The sequence below is a fragment of the Corynebacterium sp. ACRQJ genome, assembly GCF_022346045.1.
Lineage (GTDB): Bacteria > Actinomycetota > Actinomycetes > Mycobacteriales > Mycobacteriaceae > Corynebacterium > Corynebacterium evansiae.
Genome location: NZ_JAKRMT010000023.1, coordinates 1 through 19,685 on the forward strand (window position 1 = coordinate 1; position 19,685 = coordinate 19,685).

19 protein-coding genes and 1 pseudogene are annotated in these 19,685 nt (G+C 59.8%); all 20 read right to left on the reverse strand.

The annotated features are described in order from the left end of the window. Nucleotides 1–1,099: pseudogene (locus MHX52_RS09530) on the reverse strand (hypothetical protein); the annotation flags it as partial. A gap of 17 nt (nucleotides 1,100–1,116) precedes the next feature. Further along, a complete protein-coding gene (locus tag MHX52_RS09535; RefSeq protein ID WP_239317963.1) occupies nucleotides 1,117–1,896 on the reverse strand; it encodes a hypothetical protein in 780 nt (259 codons plus the stop codon). A gap of 56 nt (nucleotides 1,897–1,952) precedes the next feature. Beyond that, complete coding sequence (locus MHX52_RS09540; RefSeq protein WP_255721539.1) at nucleotides 1,953–2,303, reverse strand: DUF2744 domain-containing protein; 351 nt, start codon at nucleotides 2,301–2,303, stop codon at nucleotides 1,953–1,955. Nucleotides 2,304–2,305: 2 nt separating this feature from the next. Continuing rightward, entirely contained in the window at nucleotides 2,306–3,967 is a 1,662-nt protein-coding gene (locus MHX52_RS09545; RefSeq protein ID WP_239317966.1) for a phage tail protein, read from the reverse strand. A gap of 14 nt (nucleotides 3,968–3,981) precedes the next feature. Next, the gene (locus MHX52_RS09550) at nucleotides 3,982–5,112 is read right to left on the reverse strand and encodes a phage tail family protein (RefSeq protein WP_239317969.1); all 1,131 of its coding nucleotides are present in this window, start codon (nucleotides 5,110–5,112) and stop codon (nucleotides 3,982–3,984) included. Next, complete coding sequence (locus tag MHX52_RS09555) at nucleotides 5,113–9,624, reverse strand: tape measure protein (protein WP_239317970.1); 4,512 nt, start codon at nucleotides 9,622–9,624, stop codon at nucleotides 5,113–5,115. Nucleotides 9,625–9,639: 15 nt separating this feature from the next. After that, a complete protein-coding gene (locus MHX52_RS09560) occupies nucleotides 9,640–10,077 on the reverse strand; it encodes a DUF5361 domain-containing protein (protein WP_239317972.1) in 438 nt (145 codons plus the stop codon). Further along, entirely contained in the window at nucleotides 10,032–10,298 is a 267-nt protein-coding gene (locus tag MHX52_RS09565) for a hypothetical protein (protein WP_034985963.1), read from the reverse strand. Before MHX52_RS09565 ends, MHX52_RS09560 begins: the two co-directional genes overlap by 46 nt. Before the next feature lie 136 nt (nucleotides 10,299–10,434). Further along, nucleotides 10,435–11,076: a hypothetical protein gene (locus MHX52_RS09570; protein WP_239317974.1), complete on the reverse strand. Its 642-nt coding sequence runs from the start codon at nucleotides 11,074–11,076 to the stop codon at nucleotides 10,435–10,437. A gap of 15 nt (nucleotides 11,077–11,091) precedes the next feature. Further along, entirely contained in the window at nucleotides 11,092–11,475 is a 384-nt protein-coding gene (locus MHX52_RS09575; protein ID WP_034985967.1) for a hypothetical protein, read from the reverse strand. Beyond that, nucleotides 11,472–11,729 carry a hypothetical protein gene (locus MHX52_RS09580; RefSeq protein WP_034985969.1) on the reverse strand — a complete coding sequence of 86 codons (258 nt, stop codon included), beginning with the start codon at nucleotides 11,727–11,729 and terminating at the stop codon, nucleotides 11,472–11,474. The genes MHX52_RS09575 and MHX52_RS09580 overlap by 4 nt, the downstream gene beginning before the upstream one ends. Further along, complete coding sequence (locus MHX52_RS09585) at nucleotides 11,713–12,066, reverse strand: hypothetical protein (RefSeq protein ID WP_239317976.1); 354 nt, start codon at nucleotides 12,064–12,066, stop codon at nucleotides 11,713–11,715. Before MHX52_RS09585 ends, MHX52_RS09580 begins: the two co-directional genes overlap by 17 nt. Then, nucleotides 12,066–12,509: a hypothetical protein gene (locus tag MHX52_RS09590; RefSeq protein ID WP_239317977.1), complete on the reverse strand. Its 444-nt coding sequence runs from the start codon at nucleotides 12,507–12,509 to the stop codon at nucleotides 12,066–12,068. Before MHX52_RS09590 ends, MHX52_RS09585 begins: the two co-directional genes overlap by 1 nt. Before the next feature lie 34 nt (nucleotides 12,510–12,543). After that, nucleotides 12,544–13,479: a phage major capsid protein gene (locus MHX52_RS09595; RefSeq protein ID WP_051876253.1), complete on the reverse strand. Its 936-nt coding sequence runs from the start codon at nucleotides 13,477–13,479 to the stop codon at nucleotides 12,544–12,546. Nucleotides 13,480–13,536: 57 nt separating this feature from the next. Then, on the reverse strand, nucleotides 13,537–13,992 hold the full coding sequence (locus MHX52_RS09600) for a DUF4355 domain-containing protein (protein WP_239317979.1): 456 nt from the start codon (nucleotides 13,990–13,992) through the stop codon (nucleotides 13,537–13,539). A 155-nt stretch (nucleotides 13,993–14,147) separates the two neighbouring features. Continuing rightward, entirely contained in the window at nucleotides 14,148–14,849 is a 702-nt protein-coding gene (locus MHX52_RS09605) for a hypothetical protein (RefSeq protein WP_239317980.1), read from the reverse strand. Then, the gene (locus tag MHX52_RS09610) at nucleotides 14,773–16,209 is read right to left on the reverse strand and encodes a phage portal protein (RefSeq protein ID WP_239317982.1); all 1,437 of its coding nucleotides are present in this window, start codon (nucleotides 16,207–16,209) and stop codon (nucleotides 14,773–14,775) included. Before MHX52_RS09610 ends, MHX52_RS09605 begins: the two co-directional genes overlap by 77 nt. Beyond that, nucleotides 16,210–17,703 carry a hypothetical protein gene (locus MHX52_RS09615; RefSeq protein ID WP_239317985.1) on the reverse strand — a complete coding sequence of 498 codons (1,494 nt, stop codon included), beginning with the start codon at nucleotides 17,701–17,703 and terminating at the stop codon, nucleotides 16,210–16,212. Nucleotides 17,704–17,720: 17 nt separating this feature from the next. Next, nucleotides 17,721–17,981 carry a hypothetical protein gene (locus MHX52_RS09620; protein ID WP_239317986.1) on the reverse strand — a complete coding sequence of 87 codons (261 nt, stop codon included), beginning with the start codon at nucleotides 17,979–17,981 and terminating at the stop codon, nucleotides 17,721–17,723. 1,005 nt (nucleotides 17,982–18,986) lie between these two features. Then, complete coding sequence (locus MHX52_RS09625) at nucleotides 18,987–19,571, reverse strand: hypothetical protein (protein WP_239317988.1); 585 nt, start codon at nucleotides 19,569–19,571, stop codon at nucleotides 18,987–18,989. Nucleotides 19,572–19,685 lie beyond the last annotated feature (114 nt).

Consider the following 19,685-nt stretch of genomic DNA (forward strand, 5'->3'; position numbering starts at 1 on the left):
GCGGACCAGTCAGGCTAGGGCTAGTTTTGCCGTTCACTGTCAGCCGGTCGCCGTTCCACGACGTAGAGGACGCGATAGTAGCCGCCCGGTCAGCGTCAGCCTTAGCGGCCTTCGCGGAGTTACCCGCCTCCGTCACGGACGTAGCCGCCTTGCCAGCATCAGCCTTCGCGGCGCTCGCGCTACCAGCAGCCGCGGTCGCGGACTTACCCGCAGCGTCGGCACTACCAGCGGCACCACTAGCCGAAATTGCCGCGGTCTCCGCGCTAGTTTTAGCCTCCCCGGCGCTCGCTTTCGCACGGTCAGCATCATTCTTCGCGGACGTGGCGGAATCCTTCGCACTGTTAGCGTCGATCTGTGCGGCATTAGCCGCCTTAGTCGCCGTTTCAGCGTTACCTTGCGCCGCCTTCTCGCTCGCCGCAGCTTGCTCACTAGCAGTTTTAGCGGAATTAGCGAACGACGATGCATCAGAGCGACTAGACGCCGCCGCCTTCGCGGAACCATCGGCAGCTGACGCGGACTTACCAGCATTATCAGCACTAGTCTTCGCAGCGGACGCGCTACCCTCGGCAGCCGTGGCAGACTTACCCGCCGCCGTAGCGGAGCTTGCGGCCTTACCCGCGTCAGTCTTAGCCGCACCCGCGGAAGAGGCTGCAGCCCTGGCCGACTTATCGGCAGCGTCAGCAGACGACGACGCGGACTCTGCCCACCCCTCGAGCTGCCCTGCACCGCGAAACGCAGAGGCAATGCGCCCAGCCTCGTCTGCAGCCTTGCGCGCCTCTCGCGCCGCCCTCTTGACCGCGCTAACCTGCTCCGGCTCCCATTCATAGACGTTATCTAGCAGCTTGAGGAAATCTACCTTGGCCTCATCTGGCACATCGACTCGCACATCGTGGGTTACACCGTTGCCCTGGATCGTTAGCTGCACTGGGCCAGGCTCCACATTCTCGATCGTGAAGCGCCCGCCCTTGATCTCCGCGACCTTCGGCTCGCCCGTTACAGCGAACGTGCTACCTGGGCGCAGCTTCAGAGCGCGCAGCAGCACTGTACCCTCGGTGGGCACCGAATTTACCGAGGCTAGGCTTCCGTTGATAGTAGCCATCACAAACCACCTGATTCCTATTCGTTCGGGACTGTCTTCTGGCCGGGCTCAATCGCCCGATTGTCATGCTTTATGGCGAATAGATTTGAGTACAACGTCCCCCCTAGAAAACGTGTATTGCCAGTAACAGAGGCGCGAACGCCTACAAACACATTTGGGCGATCCACTACCACAGAAAACACCACGGTTGAGGTCTGCTTACCGCCAATGATTGTCATATTCGTAGTAAGCAGTTCGCGCAGTAAGATATCGGAGGGCGGCGGGGTGTTCTTAGTCCACTTATCCCTACTTACGAACAGATGCACATCTAGCTGATCTGTCAGTAGAGCATCAAGAGACCCCGCCTGATCCTTCGTGACGGTAGTGTATACCGTCCATAGGCCAGTTTCTTCTAAAATGATGCCGCCGTCAGGGTCTACCTTCGCGCCCCTCGATGGGCCAAGCTGCCCGCCAAACGGCAGGAAGCGCCACTTTCGGCCTGTAAAGACGTAGCCAGAGCTGGTGTAGACGTTAAGCGTCTGGTAGGCCGATGCATAGCCACGCACGCCGTCCAGTAGTTCTACGCGGTCATTCAAGGTGGTCTGGTAGTCCCGCACCTCCACGCCAGCCTCTTTGACGGGGTTGAAAATGCTGCTTAAGCTGCCCGCGATCCCGCGCAAACCTTCTTGAAAAGCTTTTCCAATACCGCCGATGATGTTGGTGAAGAAGTTCGTTCTCCCCTCGCGCCATGGCAGCAGCGCTTGAGACCTGATCTCCGCCCGCGCAGAGTCTTCAGTTACCGCCTGCAGCGCCTTCACGCTCGACGGGGTATAAGCCCCCTTAGGAACCGGCTTTGAATCGTCAGGGTAAACACTCACAACTCCGCCCCCTTATCCAGCGCCCTACGTAGCGCCTCCCTATCCTCATCGGACATAGAGTCCACTACCCGCTGCATCTCGTCGTTCTCCGGCGGGCGATCTACCCACCGGCCACCAGCCGCACCATCGAACACGCTCACGCCATCACGCGGCACCTCATACCAGATTTCCTGCTTGTCACTACAGTGCCTAAAACCGGCTAAATACAGGTGCTTAGACCACTCGCGCAGGATCGCTTCAGGCACTAGCAAGGGCGCGCCAATCGAGTCTCCAATATTTAGCAGCGCCCACAGGAAATGTTCGTCCGGCTTGCCCATATCGCACTTATCTTGTGTAGGTAGCCCCATGGCTAAATCACTCCTAGATCATGGATCGCGCCCGTCACCTCGCGGATACGCTCAAGCGCGTTCTCCACCGGGTCTTCAACATCATTCGGGTCGCCGACAGTAATTTCCCACTCATGCGGCGAGTCCGCGCCCCACGAGAGCTTCAACTCCTTCACTTGCTCGACCACCGTGTAGCCATCAGGCGCACCCGGCACCTCGCCGCCTACACGATCACCGAGGAAGAAATGACCCTGGCCATTCTCGCCGATCAGGTATGGTGAAGCGTCGCCGATATGCATCGAGTGCGAGACGCGCTGCCTAGTGCGCCAAAACTCCGCACGAATAGCCAGCAGGCTCGATAGTGTGTACGCCTTATCTCCGCCCGAACCGAAATTCTCGTAATAATGCGACCAGCCAAGCTTTCGCGTACGTAGCGGACTCTTGACGGTCTGGAAAGCCAAGAACACGTCCTCGTATAGTGGCGCGAGTAGGGCGTCAGCAGCGCCGCCGAAATCGGGGATAAAGAAGTACCGCGAAGCCAAAGCGCCAGCCAGCTTGATCGACGCGCTAATCCCCTCGTTTACTCCGGGCATAGAGTGTCCGCCGACCGTCACCTGCCCCACCGTGGCTGGCTGCCAGGTGAAGCTGGTGGACTCTGCCGTATTCTGCCCATCGCGGACGTTCGTGCGGTAGGCGATCCACGGCTTTTGCGGTGCCACACCGAGGAAGCCTGAAACCTTGTACTGCTCCGGCTCCGAGACGAACTCCAACGCGGCGCGCGCCTCATCGACGAGGTTGTCTGCGAGCTCCAAGCCACTGCGGATAAACCCGCCTGCGATAGTGCCGCCGATCGCCGTTTCGCTAAACCAGCCAGACTTGTCCACAATGTCGATAACCAGCTGCCCCGGCCTATATAGCCCAGCGCCGAACCACGGCTGCGGGTCGCCCGGAAACCATCGGCGACACTCCACCATCAGCTGCCCGTCGCCCAATGTGGTTTCCGCCATATCCAACCAGTTCTTAAATCGGCTCACCAGCACAGTCCACTTGGAATCATCAAGCAATAGCGACGAAGGCTTGACCACGATAGGCCACTCTTTGTAATTCAGCCCCTGCAGCCACGAGCGTGCCGACAGTGGGTCATCAGGTAGCGACCACAGATTCCCCTGCAGTCGGAACAGATTCAGGAACAACGAGAGCTTCAGGGTGTAGACCGACGGCCCAGCCAAGATGAACTGCTTCGGAAACTGCACCGCCGATGGGGTCAGCGGGTTAGACCACACCTGAATGTGGCGCAGCTCCTCCATGTCGTGCAAGAAGTTCAGGGTAACGCTACGCACCCCGTTCTCGTCCTGCTCCGTCACAGCATCAGACAGGCGACCGGTCCACCGCGCGCCGTCCTTGTCCACTCGAACATGGACGTTCTGCTTCTTACGCCGCCAATGCTCGATAACCCACTTCGCTAGGTGATGCTCATACGGCAAGACGAGCTGGCCAGCACCCACCGCATTGAGCTTCCACTCGAACGAAGCATCGTAGAAGCCAAGGCACCTAGCGACGAGCTGCCAGTCGCCATCGTAGATGTAGACCTCCGGCTCCTTGCGGCGAATATCTGCCCGCCTCATGCGACGAGACAGGGCGGCCTCGTAGATTGAGTCCAGCCTGTCCAGATCAGCGTTAGCCACCACCTACACCTCCTCTACTCCATACCCCACGGGCGAGACCACTTGTGATCCACCCTGACCTGAGCAGTTGCCCCGGCCATGTTGTTTGTCTGCCCCCAGGCGTTAATGAGCCGCCCGGCGATGTAGTCCACGTTCAGGAAATCCAGAATCGGGTCACCGATCTTCTGCAGCCATGGCGGGCGTTTCGGGTTGTATAGCGCCTCATGGATCACCTTCGCCACGTCTTCAGGCGTGCGCCTAAACACCTGCTCTTTGCCGAGCCTCTTCGCCCACCTAGCGATCTCGCTAGCAATCCACTCACGCCAACCCGGCGGCAACACCACCGGCAGGTTAGGCAGCGGATCGACCGCCACCGGAATCTGCGTGGGCGCCGTGCGCGGCGGGATCGGATTCTGGAAGAACTGGCCACCCATCTCCGCCCAGAGAAGCGTGTCATCGTTGGCGGTGATCAGCTCCTCTAGCGGATCAGTATCCACTAGAACCTCGCGGCCAAGAGGCTGGAAGGGTAGGACGATCGTGCGATCCTTCTCATCGTCTTCGCGGAATGAGGCGTCAGGCAGAATGAACTTCGCCGGGGCGGTCAGTACCCACTTCGGCCATGTCGGCACATCGCCAGGGTTACTAACCGTTACGGTGCTGCCGTACCAGTTCAGGCCGTCGAATACGTACTCGTCGCGCTCATGCGCTGAATACCAGAACGGGTCTTCGGCTGTTACCACAAACTCGACCAGGCTGGCCGCGTAGTAGTGCGGGTCTTTATCCCACTGATATGACGGAGCCTCGCCCAGGCGCACCTTCAGGCGACGCTCGCCACTCATTGTGGAGCGCACCACTAGCTCGGCCTGCTTGTCATAGTCCAGCGCGCGACGGAAATCGGAATCGACGCGCGCCCACTCTACCGACGAGTCTGCATAGATCAGCACACGCAGCACGATATTGCGCTCCTCCATGCGAAAACCACGGTAGGTGGTGCCCGCCTGTCCCGCACGCGGCTTGAAGTGAGTGGTAGCGGGGGCATCGAACAGGTCGCCCACACTACCCTCGATCATCACCACAGGGGAATGCGCCGAGCGTGGCCCACTGATATTCCAGATCGACCCGTCGGCACCATGGAGTGAAACATCGACCGAATCGGCAAAACCCATTTACCTAACCCCCTTCGCGCCTGCAGACTGTTTCGCCTGCAGCTTCCTATATTCACTAAACGCACGCTGCGTTGAATCCACAACGATCTTGACGGACTGTCCAGGGTTGGCTGCAGCGCTAGCGGCAGCAGCAGGCGCACCAGAGGTCGCCCTAGCGATAGACGCCATACCAGCGCTAGCCAGCTGTGGTACCGTGCGTGCCATCTCCTCTGCGGACTTCAGGGCGAGCGGAACCACGTCCCCGCCCCTCATTGTGTCCAGGATCGCCCCAGACCAGCCAGCCTCGAGCAGGTCAGCAACCGGGTTAGACTCGCCGCCATCTTCCACAACGGCCTTATTGGCCTCCAAGGCAGCCTTGACCGCCGGAACCTCCTTGAGCGCAGGCAGGCCGAACACATTGCGCACATCTTCCAGTTGCCCCTCAATGAGTCCAGCTGCGATAGATGCGCCCACCTCGTCAGGCTTAACCTCCTCCTTCTCGGAGGTGGTCTCTGCAACCTTCTCGTCGCTCTCGTCCTTAGCGCTAGCCTTGGAGCCCTTGGCCTTCGGGTCGTCGATCTCGACCGGCTTATCGACCTGCTTGACGCGCACGCCGTTGGCGAACTTCTCGATCTCGCTAACCATCGGCCTGGCGACCTGCGCCCACTGCTCGTTCGACAGGATCGCCTTCTTCAGCGTCTGCCACTGGGCATTAGTGAACACCGGCTCCGGCTTGCCCGTCTCGTTGTGAACACGGGTTACACCCGGCTGCAGGTAGCCGCCGTTGTCGTACCAGTTGTTCGCCTCCCAGAAACGACGAGCAGCCGACGGGTCGCCGTAACGATCCTTGATGTACCGCGCACCGGCGTTAGCCTGCACAGCGGCATCTGGGTTGCGGTCAGGCAGGTACTGCTGCAGAGTGCCTGAGGACGGATTGAACTGGAACAGGCCGAACGCACCGGAGGACGGGTTGGTCGCCGTGGTGTTCCAGCCGGACTCGCGCCCGATGATCCACTTCGCGTCCTCCCACTGCTGGCCAGTCCAACCGTGACGCTTGAACACTTCCTGCACCTTGGCCATCGTGTCACCATTCACGCCGGACAGGTCGACGTCACTTGACCCGCCGCCTCCAATCGGGAGCTTCGACTTAATCCAGTCCCACATGGTCGAGGCGGCTTTCTTCAGGAACTTGCTCGGCACAGGTGCCCACGGTCCGACCTTCTCCTTGAACTTCGGCAGGGCGTCGATGACCTTATCCCACGCAGCCTTGGCGAGCCGTGCAACCGGGTTGCCGCCGCCAGTAATGCCAAAACCACCAGAGATGAACTCGCCGACAAAGTCTCGCAGCGTGAACTGCTTCGTAAAACTACGATCGTCAGAGCCAAGCGCGGAGCCGCCGATCTGAACACCCTTGCCGCCGCCTGCGGACTCCATATTAATGCCACCCAGGGTGCCAGCCATGTGGCCATCGTTCACGCCAACAGTGACGGGTCCAGACAGGCCAGGCGACCAGCCCGGAGGGGTACTGCCCATGAAGGTGTGGGTAGTAAACAGGCGACCGCCGAACGGGCCACCATTCAGGTGGCTAGTGATCGCAGACCACAGGCCAGAACAGTCGAACGACGGGTTACCCACGCCACCCCACTGGTAGGGCTTGCCGTGGTGCTTACGCGCCTCGGCTTGAGTGCGACGAATCTTATCGTCCCATGTGCCGCCCTTCTTGAAGGCGATAACGCCACCCGTGTGGAACCCTGCGCCCTCGCCGAGCTGCTTCTTCACAGCGCTAATGCCACCGTTACGCGCGGTGCGGTTCATGGCCTCGACAGCTGCTGGACCACCGACAGCGCGAGTCCATTCTGGGCGCATGATCGCCTCGCCGCCAGACAGGGCGAGCTGGCCACCCGTGGGCGAGAAGAAAGCATGAACGTCACGGCCAGGCGTATAGCCGGGCAGAACGCCACCCTTGGCGTATTGTGCCACGGGACCAAGCGGTTTGAGCTTCTTATCGTCCAGGCCAACGAAGCCTGCAACCGCGTTCCACGCCTTGCGAATACCGTTATTGAAAACGGTGTCCACAATGAACGCGACGGGCTTGCGGGCGATATTGCCGATGCGATCCCAGGTGTTCTTGATCGCGTCGACGGCGACACTGAACCCGCGCTTCACCCAGTCAAGACCGGTCCTGATCTTGCCGAATACGTGTTCGTCGATCCACTTGGCAACTTGGTGCAGGACTCTCGACATGTCTCGCCAGCGGTCGCCGATCCACTGAAATGTCGGCTTGATGACGTTGTTGTAAAGCGCCGATAGCGCAGTCTTGAGAGCGTCCCACGCCACGCGAATGACATTCTCCCAGATCCACTTAATCCCGGCGGCCATGATCTGCCAACCGTTCTTAATATGGCCGAAAATGGGCTGCAGGACGTTCGACCACATGAACTGCGCGGCGATTTTCAGGGCGTCCCACGCGGGGCGAATGATGCCCTCCCAGCGCGCCTTCATGCTCAAGGCGAGCAGATTCCACGCGCCCTTAATGAAATCGAAAACCGGTTTCAGTACGCTATTCCACAGGAACTGCGCCGCAACCTTCATCGCGTCCCACGCGGGCTTAATGAGCGTATTCCACGCCCACTGGAAAACCGCAGACATAGCCTTCCATGCCAGCATGATAGGCGTGATCAGAATGGTCAGCACGATGGCCGCCACCCACTTAGCCATGGTGGCGAACGCTCCCAGCGCAGGCTTGATGTAGGTCTCCCACATGTTCGACACAATGCCGCCCAGCTCCGAGAACTTCTGCGCCATCCAGTCAATAACCGGGCGTAGGAACTCCATGAACTTAGCCCAGATTTTCTTGCCGGTCTCCGTCTTCGTGAAGAACCACGTCAACGCAGCAATAGCCGCCACTACACCGGTGACAATCGCGCCGATCGGGTTAGCCTTGATGGCTAGACCAAGCCCCTTAAAGCCGCGCGCGGCCATTCCGATAGGGCCATTCATCTTCACTAGCGCGGAACCTGCAGCCTTCGCGTTCTCCTTCACGAGCAGCGACGCTTTACCGAAGGTACCTACGTTAGGTGCAGCCTGTCCGGCGTACTTCCACGAGTCCTTCAGCGCCCCGCCGAAGTTCTTTACGAAGCTAGTACCCTTCTTCGCTGCATCGTAGGCGTCCTTGGCCTTGTCGCCAAAAGAGGTGAGCCCCTTATTGGCGGCCTTGAGTGTATGGAAGCCAACAAACGCAGTCACGAACGCATTCACTGCGCCCTGGTTATTGACCATGATGTCCGCAAGCTTCTCGAGCGCAGGCACGAGGATATGGTCAATCAGTGGCGTGACCGCCTCGAGCACACCCAGCAGCGACACCATGGAGGCAGTCATGCCAGCCTCACCTAGCGACGCAGCGACACGTGCCAGCGGGGTGGCCATGCGTAGCGCAGCATCGGCCAGTGTTCCGAAGTGCTGACCTAACCGGCCAAACATGCCCTCGGTCGCCTGGCCATTGAAGCCGCGCTGAAATTGATCCCACCTATGCTTGACCGCGTCGATAGCTTCGATGCTCTTGTCGCGGAAGTTGAGAATGTTTGTCACTAGCGCACTGTTTTCCGATAGCGCGTTAGCCTCATCACCGCCCGCAAGGTTGACACCAATCTCCTTGGTGTACTCGCCGGTCGAAAACAGCTCAAGGAAGCCCTTCAGCTTGTCGTTCGCCACGTCGATACGGTCGGAGATGTTGTTGAATACTGCAGGGGCGGCGTTAAACGGGGCGCTAAGAATAGTCTCACCCAGACGAGCCCACGCAGCGCCAATGTTCGCCAGCGAGCCAGTGAACGTATCGCCCGCCTTTAGCGCCTGGCCGCCGATAGTCTCATCCATCGCCTTTTGCAGATCATCGAACGAGATTTTGCCCTCGGAGGCCATTTTGCGAATTTCTTCAGTCGACTTACCCATCGACTTCGAGAGCGCCTGTGTAACTGGAATAGCGTTCTCTTCCAGCTGCATGAGCGTATCGCCCATCACGCGGCCACTATTGATCGCCTTCGTATAAATGGGAGCCACATCAGCGAAGCTCTTGTTAGCGAACGACGCGGAGTCGCCAATAGTCTTAAGGACACCAGTCAGCTCCTTGCCGGGCTTAATACCGCCCGCAAGAGCCATAGCGGCAGCGTCGGCAGCTTCAGACGTGGAGAACGCGGTTCCCTTCACCGCAGCCGTCACATCGTCCATGAGGCCAGTCTGCTGCTTAGCGGTATAGCCCAGCGCCTCGAACTTCACCTTCGCCTGCTCGATAGCGTCAAGACGATCAAAGCCCTTCTTCAGAGCAGTGCCAAAAGCGGCAGCGGCGGCACCACCAGCGGCGAGCGCGCCAACCTTGGCGGTCTTCTTCAGGCCGCTGGTGATCTTCTCGCCGAGCGCGGAGCCGGTCTTTTCACCCTTAGAGGCAATGCCCTTAAGCTGCTTGTCGATCTCCTTTTGCATGCCCTTAGTGCGGGGCGAGATCGTAACCCACGCCTGCGCTAGCTCAATACCAGCCACCTGATGCTCCCTAATCTAGAACTTCATGCCCAGCAACTCCGCGAGCCTCTTCGCGGGAATCTTCGCCCCGCCATGCTTCTTCTTGCCCGGCTCCTGCATGCCTGGGCGGGGGATCGGCTTAGGGCGATTGCGCCCCTTGGAGCCGTCCTTAGTCTTGAACCACACGAGAATGTTCGTCAGGTCGACGAGGTTCGCCGTTAGGTGCTCCTGCACGCCCCATAGCGCCTCTTCGCCGGTCTCTAAGGCGTGAAACGCCGACCCCTTAGGGGAATGCTTGACGAAAACTAGTAGATCGCGCCACGAGTAATCCAAGGCGTCAGGATCGAGGAACCACCGCAACCGCATACCTGCGCGGATCAGGTCGGCCTCGATGCACTCCTTCTTGCCTGGATCATCGAGGACGTCTACTAGTCCTCGGATTCCCCCGTGGTCACCTCGGAGGCCTTCTGCCACGCCTCCAGCAGCTCCCCGATCTCATCAATACCCATAGTGTCGATGATCTCAAGGGTCTTCTCGTCTGCCGTGGACTCGAACAGCAGGAACGCCTGCTCAGACTCGTCAGCCTTGCGCATACGACGCATCGTGCCGAACGGCAGCTTATCGAACCGTGGTAGCTCAATGTTCTTGCCGTTGAAGTCGTAGTTGAACTTGTTTGGATTCTTCTTTGTTGCCATCGTGTGCCTCCAATAGAAAACGGTGTGCCTAGAAAAGTGAAAGATGAAAAAGAGGGGGCGAGGACGGCACACGGAGTCCCCGCCCCCAAGGAGGCTACTTATTAGGCGCGGCACCCCCACGCGCCGAACTAGCTATCTAGCCCTCGGAGTCGCCCGGATCCTCCGTGCCGCCCGGAGCCTCGGAGCCAGAGTTGGAGTCACCAGACTTAGCGTCAGGCTTAACCTGGTACTCGTAGCCCTTGTTGCCGTCCGCGTCCACGAACGCCTCGATCGTGACCTCCATAGAGATCACGTCAGAGTGAGTAAAGTTGCGGTCGCCAGTCTCAGTGATCTGGCCATCCGGGACGACCAGGCGAATCTTACGATCTGCGCCACGGTCGAAGACCTCAATAACCCAGGTCTTGTGAGGCAGGATGTCAGAGTTCTTCTTCACCAGAATCTGATCACCCGAAACCTCGACGTTCTCGTCGCCGTAGATCAGCTTCAGAACCTCCGCGTTGCCCAGCTCAAGGAAAGTGAAGCTGTAGGTAACGGTGTGGTCGTTCTGGATCACGCGGACGGTATCGCCGCCCCACGCCTTGATCTTGTCGGTATCGCGCTCGTTAGCCTCCGTGACGCCGTCCTCGCCAATGAAGCCAGCCGGGACGAAGCCAGCAGCCTCCAGGTCGGTGCTAGCGTCAGGAAGGGACGAAGTGTCGGTAATAAGGTCGCCTACCCACAGCCCGCCAGAGCTATCGGGAATGCCAACCAGAACATCTTGAGTGTTACCCAGTGCCATGTGAATATTCCTCCTTTAGGAATGAGTGATGTTGTTTGTTGCCAGCCGAAGCTCGCCTGTGAATTGGTAGCGAACCCTGTCCACGTCTGGCTGCGGGTAGTTCACCGGTCCAGCAACTTCTCGCCAAAACCGAATACCCGCGTCATGTACTTTTTCGCCCGCGCTGCCATCAAGCACCACGCGAGCCTCGTTGGCTAGCTTGGCCGCCGTGCTACGGCTCTTGGAGTAGCAATTAACCCCAATAAGAGCCGCGTCGGTTACTTCATTTCTCCGCACCCCACCTAGGCGCGTAATACGCACATAGGTGCTTGGAATGTCCCTAGGTGGGGTGATGTATACCGGCACGTCTAAACGCTGCCTAAGCAGCGTTACAGCCACCATTTCAGCGTCAGGAATCACGACCTACCAGCCCCTAACGCCTTCAAGAGCGTGTCGTTGGTCGCCTGATCTCGACGCGCATCACCATCGCCTGTGGCAACGAACGCGCGCCAACGATCAGCAGTGCCCGGCGAGCCGGACTCCATTACGTAAGTGCCCTTGCCGTTAGCCTGCGCGGACTGCTGTACCGCCCGCGCCTTCTCGTCGACGAGACGCGCCACGCCCGGCGACTTACGCAGCACGGCATAGGCGTGCCAGTTATGCCACGTCTTCATGAGACCCCCTCGATAGCGTCACCTTGTCCAGGCCAACGCTCCCCCATGGACCATGATCCCAGTTGGCTACTGGCCCATCGACACGAAACCAGCCAACACCAGGAAGATAAATCTCATCTTCAGGCTGAATATTCGCACCAACGGGAATAAACGCCGCAGCGTCGTAGTCAACCCGGTACATGTGCCCATCAGTACCTGGCTCCTCGCCACCCGTGAGCCACCATGCGGCGACCGCAATAGGTTCAGGCTCGCCGAGCATGTAGGCAGGGTCGCCATCCTCGTTGACCGCCTCCATACCGCGCCGTAATTGCAGAGTGTGCTTCACTGGAAAATCCATCACGCCCACCCCGTCGAATACGGCCCGAGCAAGTACTTCTCCGGCCAGGTCGACGGCCAATCCCGATACAGCTCGCGTGCCTCGTCAGGGAGCATGTCTACCGAGTAGACGCGCCGTGAGGCGGAGTCTGCGAGCCGCTTCAGTAGCGCCTCCTCGGACGGGAAAAACATGGACGAGCGCTGACGGTAGGACTCTTGAGTACTGAATGGCCCCATCGTCTTTGACTGTGAGGCCACGCCGCCAGCGCCTGCTTCTCCCCAGCGCACAATCGCGCCGCGAATCACACCAGCCGCCGCGTCCTGCGTATCCTGGTCAGCATTCTTCAGCCCCGGCGCAATAGTGACCGCCATAGCCACGGCATCGCGGATAAACAGCTCCGCCGTCTCGTCCGTGATGTCGAGGCCGTAGGCGCGCAACTCGTCAGGGGTAATTTCGATTGCCATAGGCTCCCCCTTCCGTCATAGTGACGCTATCGTCTTACGCGCCGGAACCCGGAACGGTATCTCCCGGCTTCACGAACTTGACGAAAGCGTCATCCTTCATAATCGTCCAACCGAACATGATCTCCGCGATGAACGCCACGGAGTTGCGGCGCTGCAGGTCGCCATTGCCCAGCGGGTCGCCGTACTCGATACGGCGCAGCGGAATATCCAGCGCGCGACCGAAGCGAACCTGCTGCCAATCGCCACCGATAGCCAGAATGTTCGTGTCCGCAGAGGCGTCAACACGGCCAGACACAGTCTTAGCGACCGCCACCGGCAGGCCAGCGAAGGTAGAGATGCCCTGGCCGCCCATGTTGATCTCCGGGTAGAGGCGGCGGCCTTCCTTATCGCGCGCGTTAGCGATGTACGCAGCGAAACGCGGGTCGGCAGCAAAGCCGTCGAAGTTGCCGTCAGCCTCGTTGACCAGGCCGTAGCCCTCCCACATCGCCTCATCGACCGCTTCCGGTTCAGGCAGCTCGATCTCATGTGCGGTCTTGGTGACGTATTCCTGACCGGACAACTGACCACCGTCGATAGCCTGGCGGCCATGCAGGACAGCCAGGTCGATCTGGCGAGCCAGGGCACCGGCTGCCTCCGCACCAATCTGCTCGAGCACGTTCACTGGGTTAGTCTCGATAGCCTCCATGGTGAACTCCATGCCGACCACAGCCTTGATCGGTCGGAAGCTCTTAGCACCAATCTGCATATCGGACTGCTTCTTGTTCTCGCCCTCGCCAATGATCGCGGCAGCCGGGCGCTTAGTCAGCGTCGGAATCGTGTTCTCGCCCAGAATCACCGGGTGCGCCTTAGACAGGCGCGGAACGACCGCTTCTTCCAGTGCGTCCTTCCAAATTTCCTGGGACAGGTTCCGTGGCAGGGTATCCTGCCCGCCCTTGCCGCCAATCAGAGAGTTGAGCTTTTGCGTAGCCATTAGTGTGTTCCTCCTTCAAGGAATCGTGTGTTTGTGGCTTGGTTTTATTAGCGAGGGCTAGCTGCCTGCCAACATGCGGCGCGCGTACGCCTCGGCAGACGATTCATTCTCATCGCGCCCTACGTTCTTCACGTATGCGCCCGTTGCTGGTGCCTGCGCGGCCACATACTCCGCAAGACGCTTGGCGTGCGCCTCAATCGCGTCCGTATCGTCGCCTACGAGAAGATCGGCCGGTACGCCATGCTCGCTAGCCGCCTTAGCTTTTGCGGCCTCTAGCGCGCTCTGGTGGCGTTCCTGTTCTAGCTCCTTAACGCGGTCGTTCAGCTTTTCTACTTCGCTACGAGAGTCGGCAGCCTCCGCCGCCTGCTTCTTCAGCTCCTCGTAGTCCGCGTACTTCGCCCGCTCGCGCTCTAGGCGCTTGGATAGAATCTTGTCCAGCTGTTCCTGGCTTGTGATCGCCTCGAACCTGCTATCGGCATTGGCCTCATCGGCCTTCGCGTCAGCGTTAGGCATGTCGTTAGGTGTTGGATTGTTAGACATAAAGCCCCCTTCAAATCACCGCACACACTCGTGCGTACAACCGGGACATATAGCCCCGTCCAATAAAAACCCGCCATCCTTATAGGAAGCGGTAGCGAGACGCCAGGAATCGAACCCGGTAAAGCCCCTTAACGGCTCGCCCCCTCTTTAAGCCACTTTGTGTAGCTGGACAGCGTGAGACTGTCGGTCTCCTCCGAGAACTGCGCCCATTCGCGCTCTAGATGCCGCACCGATCGCGGCAGGTCTCTACCATCAATGCGGGCGATCTGTGTTGAGCACCTGCAGTTGTCGTGAAAACGGTTTCCGTCCTTCGTGGACTGCGCAGACCTGGCAGCCCCATACACCGCGCCACGAGAGGCCAACATGCGACAAAACGCGCACGCGCCCGCCTCCGGGACACGAGCCACCGCCGTGCGGGTGCGCCGCCCATGATCCCGCGCGGCATTGAGCACCGTTTCCCGGTAGGACTGCAGCACTAGGCGCGTGAGTGCGCCCTGTAGTCGGTCTAGCGCGGCGGCCTCGAACTCGTCCTGCACGCCAAACACTGCCCACCGGCCAGACTTGTCCGCTTGCTCAAGCGACGGCGCCGCCAAGTCGATCTGACCAGCCCTCACACGCTCGCCACGCGCCGCATAATCAGCCAGCGCATAATCCCGCGCAGCTAGCGCGGATTCCGTGCCGTACACGTCCACGATCTCCGTGAACGCATCGACCATAAACAGCTGCGGGTCGATAGCCTGCCCGGCGAGAAGGTTAGCCTCCAGCAGGGACTGCTGCGCTGTCGCCACCAGCTGATCCTGCAGCATCGCCCCCATTAGCGCCGGTTGCACTAGCCTCACCTCCCGCCACCATCAGCGCCTCCTCGCTCGCACCACGAGCAATGCCAGCCAGACGCACGAGACGATCACTAGCGCGCGCCTCAGCCTGTACACTCTCGACGGACTCAATCTCATGCTCCGAAAGCCCCATACGACGCCACACAACCTCGCCTACAGGCAACACGCCAGACTGAACGGCCTTGACCATCGCGTCTGTGGTGGCCGCCAAGGTAGGCGTAGCCGGGTCAGCCCAGCGAGCACGCGGGGAATCCTCCACATCTAGGTGGCCGGTCACTACAGCACGAGCCAACCGGCCAACCTCGACCCATGGGCTAGTGAACTGCCTGCACCGGCGCTCTGCGCGCTTAATCAGCCGGTTCTCCATCGCCCGCACCGCGTCAGCGCTCGTGGGGTTAGAATGCGGAATATTGAAGTAGGATTCCGGAATGCCCGACTCCGTAGCCACCAGCGAGGCCAAACCCTTGATCTGATCCAAGTATGGGCCAGGCGACACAGTCGAGAACTCGCCGAACTTAGGCTCCGTGCCCTCCTCCTCATCGCGAGGAGCAAGCAGCATACGGGTAGAAATCAGCTTCCACGAGTCCACGCCCTCGAAGTTCTCCTCCGACAGGCCAATACCATAGCGCTGCGGGGTGGAGAAGAACTCTCGGTTGACGTCCATCGCGCGAAGCGCACGGGTGGCCGAGTTAATCGCCGTGATGATGCCCGGCGTGATCTCGGAACGCCCGCGACGATCGCCCGCGCGAGTGCGGTTTACTACCGCCACCAGCGGCACCCGCCCCATGCTGTGCGGGATACGTTCCGCGACCTCCCACTCGCCATGCTCGGAGCCGCGCACCAGCTCGACAACCTCGTCAACCTTCCATAAGGTCGCTTCCTTCTTCGAGTGGTAGGTAATGCCAGCCTCGACAAGACCCGTGCGCGGGTTGATCTCCGCCGTCGTAGAACGCGCCGAATGAGCACGGATAAGCACCTCCGGCTCCCCCACCCCACCTGCTGTCACAGACAGGAAGCCGATACCGTACATCAGCGCATCGCTATGTACCGCGCTCGACTCCGAGCCCACGTCAGAGGACTCGTACACGGCAGACAGTAGCTCATCATCTTCACCGCTAGCGTCAGACCAACCCAGGAACTCGATACGCTCCTCAATCGTGTCCACGACCGTGGAAGCCCAGCCCACAGTGACCTTGTTCAGCACCGAGTTAGGCGGGATACCGATACCCAGCGATGGGGCATAATACCGGCCACGGTAGTATGCCTCACGCTGCTGATTGCCATGGTCGTAGCTAGCGAGGCGACTAGATAGACCCTTCACCAGCGCCCTATCCTGATCAGATAGCAGAGCCATCTACATCACCATCACTTTCTTGCGGTAGTTCTTCTTCGCCCCACCCCGCGCCTTCCTCCGGTACTTGACGCGACTCAATTCCTGCTCGGTATCCAGTCCGTTAAGAGCCAAGGTGGCAGCAACCAGCGGGCTAATATCCGTAGTCGAATTGAGGCGACCGAACGCGAAGCGCCCCTCGCCTACGCGGCGCTTACGGGCACCAGATAGAGCCAACTGCATCGACCCTTGCCCCAATTGGCGCACATTGTGAGTCAATACCGAATCCAGAAACCGCTCGGCAGCTGTACAGACGAAATCGACCCTCACCTTCGTCACGCCCACCCCGCGCGCTTGAATGTCCTCAATCAGCGACGAGGCCGGGGAATAGCCGTCGATAATGACCGCGTCCGCCCCGAACTTCTCGACCACGTCCGCAACCTTCGCGGGAATCCATGCCACGGAGCCCGCCCGCTGGTCGATCACGTCAACGATGGGCGGCTTGCCATCCGTGGTCTGAATCGCCGCCACGAGCGCGCCTGCGTCACGAGAAGGCGTGATGTCGGCCGCGAGCACCACCTTCTCAATATCCTGCGGCAGAACGCGAACCTGGCGATCCTCGCACGCCCGCCAGTCCTCGACCGGAATAACTGACCGCTCACCAGCAAACGACCACATACCCAGCCGCTCGCGCATGAACACACCCGGCTCCATCGCGGACAGCTCATCCTCGATCACCTCCGCACGCAGGCGAATGCCAAGGCTCGGATTAGCGTATGCCCATACGTCAGGGTCATCTAGCTCGATAGGACCATCAGTATCGGGCGCAGACCACTCGCACCACATCGAGCGGCGGTTCTTCCCCTCCATAGCGTTATCGCGCAGCCGTCGCCACACCTCGGAATCAGACTTAGTAGTCGGCGGCGTGCCCACAATAATCTGCTGCGGCTCGCCGGACGGGGCAGACGAGATCGTGGGCAGCAGCGCTGCCAGCGACTCATCCCCCAAATCCTGCGCCTCGTCCATGATGAGCGTATCCACAGTGAAGCCGCGACCTGCGCCCTGCGTGCGAGCGCCGAACTGCACCGAGCCGCCGTTAAGTAGTCGCACTTCCTCTTGGCCATTGGCGCGGCGAATGAAGTCCACCATCTCTTGCAGCTCCGGATACTCCGTCGATTCGAAGAAGCCAGCGATGCGCAGAAACGCAGCACGCGCGGTCTTGATTTCGTGAGCAGTGTGAAGAATCTTTCTGCCTAGAACGACAGTCTGGTACAGCTCGATCATCTCAATGATCGCATTCTTGCCATTCTGGCGAGGCACAGACAGGCACGCCTGCGTGCATGTCATGCGCCCCTTGGAGTCGCGCCCCATTGTGTGATCGAGGAACAGCTTCTGCCACGGGTCAGGCTTTAGGCCGTATCCCTCGGCAAGGAAGGCTGCATCATCGGCTTCGGTCGAGTGGAAGCGCGGAAGCTTGGATACGGGGGACGGCTCTTGCCTGCCGATCGTGTGCGACATCGACCGTCACCTTCTTTCTAGCTCGCGTTTTTGCGGCGCTCCATGAGTTGCTCCACTACCGTGAGCGGTTTGCCATCATCAATAGGCGGGCGCAGCTCGTCGATCCGCGCGAGCACCTCTGTTAGTTGCCGGGATAGTGCGGCAATACTCCGTGCGTCGTCCGAGGAATCCATCGCGTCCGCAAGGACGTTTCGGAGTTCGATCAACGATTCGAACGACTGTTCGGTTCGAACAGCTTTTCCTAGGCGACCTAGGTTTTCGGCCATTTCTTCAGCCATTGGCGACCACTTCCTTGGTGAAAATGCGAAAACGTTCTGACCTGCATAAACGCTGAGCTAAGTGGAAATAGTTATCAAGAGGGGGAAATCCATAATGACCTGTGGGTGGAAAACCCCCTCTGACCTGGGGTTACTCCCCCTGGGTCTCTACTCGAAAACCCCGCGCGTTCGACCGGGTGTTCTATTACTCAACCCCGCCCCTAGCGCGCATTCACCAAGGCATAGCGTGCGGCTCACTGGATCGCTCGAGCCGTTCGCTGCGCTGCTGTCTGCGTGAGTTGCAGACGAAGTGTGCTGGACGTAAGCGCCCGTGATTGTGTCCACCCGTTGCCACCGGCTCGACATGGTCGGCAGTGAAGCTCATTGGGTCTGGCCACTTGATCTTCTTGTCGATCGGCTTATTGCATAGCCAGCATGTGAGGTTCGATTGAGCTTTGAGCAGTTCTCGCCTGCGCCTGTATTCAGGATCGCTTGTGCGGTGAACGTGTTGCCTCATTGCTCACTAACCTTCGTTCATTGCCTTGCTTGCTGCTTGGCTTGGCTTAGCTATCGCTGCTTGGCTCTTGACTTCGCCTTGCCTAGCGCTTGCCTGTCGTTAGCTTCACTGCTTCGCGCTTCGCTTGCTACTGATTGATGATCGACTCGATGTGTTGTCGATGTCTCGCGCGTTGCTCGTGCTTCGCTTGGTCTGCATCACGCTAACTGCTATGCGGTGTAGTGCCCGTGCTGCCCGTAGGGGTTGGCCTACACCCTTGGCGCTTGAGTCTGTGCTGTGTACGCGCCGCGTGGCTGGTCACCCTCGCCGGGATACCAGTGGAGGTGGCGGGGACATGGGGGCTGTAGGTAGCCGGGGTACCTCCATGTATGGGGGGTGTAGCAGTAGGGGGCTGCCTACTCGAGGGGGCTATGCCGATAGCCGGGGGCATACAACAAAACCCCCGTGCGCTTCGCTCCCGTGATGCGGGGCGTGCGCCGGGGGTTTGTCCTACACCTGTTGCAACTCCATTATACCCCGTGGCGTGACGGTTGCAACAGTTGTTGTTCTACATCTGGCCACCAGTAGTGCTTGGCGCCCGCGTACGTTCTCGTGCGAACCTTCTTGCGCTTTGCCCATTGTCGTAGCGTGGCGGGCTTTAACTCCGCCTTGTGGCGTGCTGCCCGTGTCGTTGCCTGGGAGGTCGTCAGCCAGTGGCTCGCCATCGAGGCCGGCACCTCCCTGTTCCATCTACGGAATAGGCTTAGCTCCATTGAGGCGATATCCTCCGCGATCTGGTCGCGTTCTTCGCATTGATCTAACACGTCAATGTAGGTTGCAAGCCAACGGCAGCAGCTTGCTGCTCCTTGCTTGCGCTTGGCTGCTGGCAAGTAGCTTCCTGCTGCGCGCTTGATGATGTCCATCACTTCGGCTTCGATATCTAGCTTCATGTCTAGCTGCTTGATGTTGCACGGCGCCGGACGGTTGATGGTTGTCTTGCGCACACCTGTTTGCGATGTAACACCAGGCGCTAGAACTTGATCTGTTAGTTCGCTGCTTAGTTCGTCTACGAGTGTCGCTAGGCGTGTGAGTGTTGCGGGTAGGTTGCCGGTCACGGGGTGAGCTCTCCTTGTGGGGCGCGTGCTGCTGACTGTTGTAGACGTTCCTGCTTGGCTGGCTATAGGTGTGGGGCGTGGGTGCTATAGGGGCGGGGTGCTAGTCACATGGGG